This is a genomic window from Shewanella sp. 10N.286.52.B9 (assembly GCF_002873635.1).
In the GTDB taxonomy this organism is placed as follows: Bacteria; Pseudomonadota; Gammaproteobacteria; order Enterobacterales; family Shewanellaceae; genus Shewanella.
The window spans coordinates 1-3,513 of record NZ_MCTY01000095.1 but is presented as its reverse complement, the minus strand read 5'-3'; the positions used below and the strand labels follow the sequence as shown (position 1 = coordinate 3,513).

5 protein-coding genes are annotated in these 3,513 nt (G+C 37.7%); 1 reads left to right on the top strand and 4 read right to left on the bottom strand.

All coding sequences use genetic code 11. The annotated features are described in order from the left end of the window. Nucleotides 1–307: 307 nt before the first annotated feature. The 4 genes from BCU91_RS06655 to BCU91_RS06640 all read right to left on the bottom strand — a co-directional run bounded on the left by BCU91_RS06655 (nucleotide 308) and on the right by BCU91_RS06640 (nucleotide 2,961). On the bottom strand, nucleotides 308–616 hold the full coding sequence (locus tag BCU91_RS06655) for a hypothetical protein (protein WP_102531153.1): 309 nt from the start codon (nucleotides 614–616) through the stop codon (nucleotides 308–310). 712 nt (nucleotides 617–1,328) lie between these two features. Beyond that, on the bottom strand, nucleotides 1,329–1,571 hold the full coding sequence (locus tag BCU91_RS06650) for a hypothetical protein (RefSeq protein ID WP_102531152.1): 243 nt from the start codon (nucleotides 1,569–1,571) through the stop codon (nucleotides 1,329–1,331). Next, nucleotides 1,568–2,743, bottom strand: coding sequence for a DUF3596 domain-containing protein (locus tag BCU91_RS06645; RefSeq protein ID WP_102531151.1), 1,176 nt, complete (start codon nucleotides 2,741–2,743; stop codon nucleotides 1,568–1,570). The genes BCU91_RS06650 and BCU91_RS06645 overlap by 4 nt, the downstream gene beginning before the upstream one ends. Nucleotides 2,744–2,754: 11 nt before the next feature. Continuing rightward, complete coding sequence (locus tag BCU91_RS06640) at nucleotides 2,755–2,961, bottom strand: hypothetical protein (protein WP_076543066.1); 207 nt, start codon at nucleotides 2,959–2,961, stop codon at nucleotides 2,755–2,757. Nucleotides 2,962–3,094: 133 nt separating this feature from the next. Here BCU91_RS06640 and BCU91_RS06635 point away from each other — a divergent pair, with 133 nt between their 5' ends. Then, nucleotides 3,095–3,301, top strand: coding sequence for a helix-turn-helix transcriptional regulator (locus BCU91_RS06635; protein WP_102531154.1), 207 nt, complete (start codon nucleotides 3,095–3,097; stop codon nucleotides 3,299–3,301). The last annotated feature ends 212 nt before the right edge of the window (nucleotides 3,302–3,513 follow it).

The window sequence follows — 3,513 nt, the reverse complement described above, 5'->3', positions numbered from 1 at the left end:
TATTACATTATAAGGTCTGCTGGGACGGTATTGCGACATGTGATGTTTAAATTTATACAGGTTGGCATATGAATAGAACAGTATCCTTTACTAGATATAAAGGGTCATGCGATGGAGATTATCATACCGTTCGTTTTACTGATTGTTGGCTGCATAATTCTCTCGCGTAGAGCATTAGATTCTTGCAAAGTTAGAGCTGATATGACAGATACATCAATACACGCGACTAAGGATGGGGCAGAAGCTTGTTACATCAATGCCATGATAATTGTCGTTATCATTAAGTTGATGGCACTCAGCTCCACCGTCACCGAATCTTTCTATTTAATGATTCGATATGACTATTGGTTTCATTAGCGTTCAACTGTACACGCTCTTCTAATAGCATTGTGTTGTATTCCAGCAGTTTTTGAATGAAGACATCAAAGAAACCTAATGGTAAAATTAATGATGTAACAACCGCTACTATCAGGATTTCTGAAAGCCAAGAACTATCTATCAGATACGCTATTGAAACAACTACAGCCAGTATGACCTTAAACAATTTCACGTATGAGCATAGCTTCATCGCTGAGGCTATCTCCCCCGCCATCACTGACGATTTAAAGTTATCCATAACTACTCCCTTACATTACAAACTTATGATCTCACGAAATAAAAATGTTCTTCCTCTCATGATCTAAACTTGAACTAGATTAAAGATTTTATCAATCACTTATATAATTGACCTCGCTCAATACCACGTTAATAACGATTACCATTAAGTTAATTACAGCTTAAGCATCTGCTTTAATCCTTTTAAAAACCATCACACTGATAACTGATGTCTTACTAGTTCATTCACATGTTCCATGGTCAACTTTAATCCCTTCGCAACATCTTCTAGTATGAAATCAATGTGGGCAAGGGAGAGTTGTCATTAGCCATAAATATTAAGAATATAGCTTAGCCAGATCATTAGATTTTCACTGAAATGATGCTCGCTATCAGCATTGATCGATTAATACTAAACATCAACTAATACTTCAACTTGTGACGGATTGCATCTGCATTTTTCAAGAATAGTTAACACTACTCTAAAACCAATTTGAGCCTGTTTGAAATCCATCCATCAGAATCAGCCATAAACACTCTCTCAATGAACTTGTTGTAAGAAGCTTCAGTTCATTTTTATCAATAAAAATGAATAAATTTAAGCTCCTATATCAACTCAAGTACATAAAGTAACCAATGGTGATACATGGTGTTTTTAACCAACTTCAATAACCAAAAAACACCTATCATCAATGAAGGTGTATTTTGGTTATTGAAGTTATATGAGTGCTAACTTATAACGATAAGCATAATTGAAAACCTTTTGACTCAAGGTGCTTTTGCAATTGCTGTTCCCACCACAACAAGTCACTACTATGCTCTTGTAAGTAAAGCTTATTTATCCAGCTCACTAAAGCAGATAAATTATTATGTGATTCAGAAAAACCTAAAGCACAACTTAGCTCCCTTCCTGTAGGTTGGCAATAAAAACGCTGGCATAAGTAGTGAGCTAAGTTAAGTCGAATTTCATTATTCATGATGTTTCTCCTGTCAGTTTTTGATTTAAAAATGCTTCAAAAGCACTGCCGTCACGGCGAGTTAAATTAGGTACATAGCGTGAATACACTGTAAAAAGCATATTGGTATTAGCGTGACCCATTTGCTTAGCAATCCATTCAGGTGACTCACCAGACGCTAACCATAAGGTGGCCGCGGTATGTCGAGTTTGATATGGGTTTCTGCGAGGGATGTTTAAAATATCTAATGTGGGGTACCAAACACGATAAGACATGTTTTTGTTGTTCATTGGCTTGCCACCAGCGGTTTGAAATACAAAACCATGGCCATCTGACTGCTTGTAATGTTTAGTTAATGATTCAAAAACCAACTCATTCATATCAATTTCACGTAATGATGTTTTGGTTTTCACTGGGCCAAGTTTATTTCGAACCCACGACTGGCGAACTAGAATTTGTCTGCGTTCGAAATCTATATTCTCCCACTGCAAACCATCTATCTCACCGGTTCGAAGACCGCTGAAAAAGCGTGTTAAGAAATAACAACGAAAATCCGGTCTAACAAAATCTAGGAACTTAAAAACTTCATCTAAGGTAAATGGGTGAACAGGCTTACGATTAACAGGTAGTGGCTTGATTGACTTCCAAGGGCTAGTAAAGTCATATCGCTCTGCCGCATCATTCAACACTACACGCAGTGGCGATAATATTTGATTGATGCGTGAAGCTGATAACTCTTTTCCAAACGCACTCCCATCCACTAAATCTGCACGAAACTTTAAAACTTCTGACTTTGCTATCGAATTTATGGCTCGTTCACCAAAGCGAGGCAATATATACAAAGTCAGAATATCCTCAATCGTACGAAGTTGAGATGGACGCCACTCAGCTTTACGCTCGAGCAACCATTGCTCAACAAACACTCGAACCAAATCAGAACCAGGTGCCTCACTCCCTTTACCTTCAGCTGCAACTTCATAAGCTGCAAACTTCAGTGCATTTTTACTATTAGGAAAGTGTCGAGAGTACTCAAACTGATTTAACTGAATTTCAGCCTCTATTCGCTTAAGTACGGCGGCGACTCTTTTACGATTTGCAGCTGTATCTTCTAAAGTGGTCATCTCACGACAGCGAATACTCTTAAACCGAAAATCGAGGTATAACTTGTTATTACGCGCATTTACACTACCCATTGCACACCTCGCTATTTAGTTGGCAAAACGTCTGAATAACCAAACAACATGAGATCTTCAACACTCTCCCAGATGAACAATATTTTGCGACCACCAAATGGTCTAATGTAATGGATACCTTCGAGAAAAATGGCATCCTTTAATTGATCTCGAATCGTTCTCGCATCATATTTAATGCGTACAGATAACTCTTCAGCTGTTAAATAAGTATTAGACATAATATACTCTCCGATAGGTCATTTGATTTCACAGAAAGCTTTTTTGCTCTCCTGTAGAACAAATTTATGCTCATTTATTATCTTTTGCAAGCTTTTTTAACCTGCAGGAGAACATTTTTTATTATTGGAGCTCATTTTGAAGTGTAATCTTTCCAGAATACTCGGTGAGAAAAGACTTAAAGTTTCTGATGTGGCAAGGGATACCGATATCAACAGAGGCACTATCACCCGTTTGTACAATGAAACGGCCACTCGTGTTGAATTAGATGTGCTTGAAACGCTGTGTAAATATTTAGACGTGGAAATTGGTGAGCTATTGGAAATCCAAGATACCGAATGAATCAATGAGCAGATCCAAAACGTTGAATGATATCCAATAGAGTCCAAACAAAACCTTTTGCTACTGATTTTAAACGATTTAATTAAACATTATTCCAAAGAGGTCCATTAACACCCACCCTTGTATTTGACTGGAGACTAAGGGCTTATGGGAAAGTTAACCGCAAAGGAAGTTGCAGCAAAAACCAAAGGTGAACCTGGCCGATTCGCTGA

Excerpts from the sequence above, each read along its gene's own strand:
- BCU91_RS06645 (WP_102531151.1), bottom strand. The coding sequence starts at position 2,743 with ATGGGTAGTGTAAATGCGCGTAATAACAAGTTATACCTCGATTTTCGG.
- BCU91_RS06650 (WP_102531152.1), bottom strand. The coding sequence starts at position 1,571 with ATGAATAATGAAATTCGACTTAACTTAGCTCACTACTTATGCCAGCGT.
- BCU91_RS06640 (WP_076543066.1), bottom strand. The coding sequence starts at position 2,961 with ATGTCTAATACTTATTTAACAGCTGAAGAGTTATCTGTACGCATTAAA.
- BCU91_RS06655 (WP_102531153.1), bottom strand. The coding sequence starts at position 616 with ATGGATAACTTTAAATCGTCAGTGATGGCGGGGGAGATAGCCTCAGCG.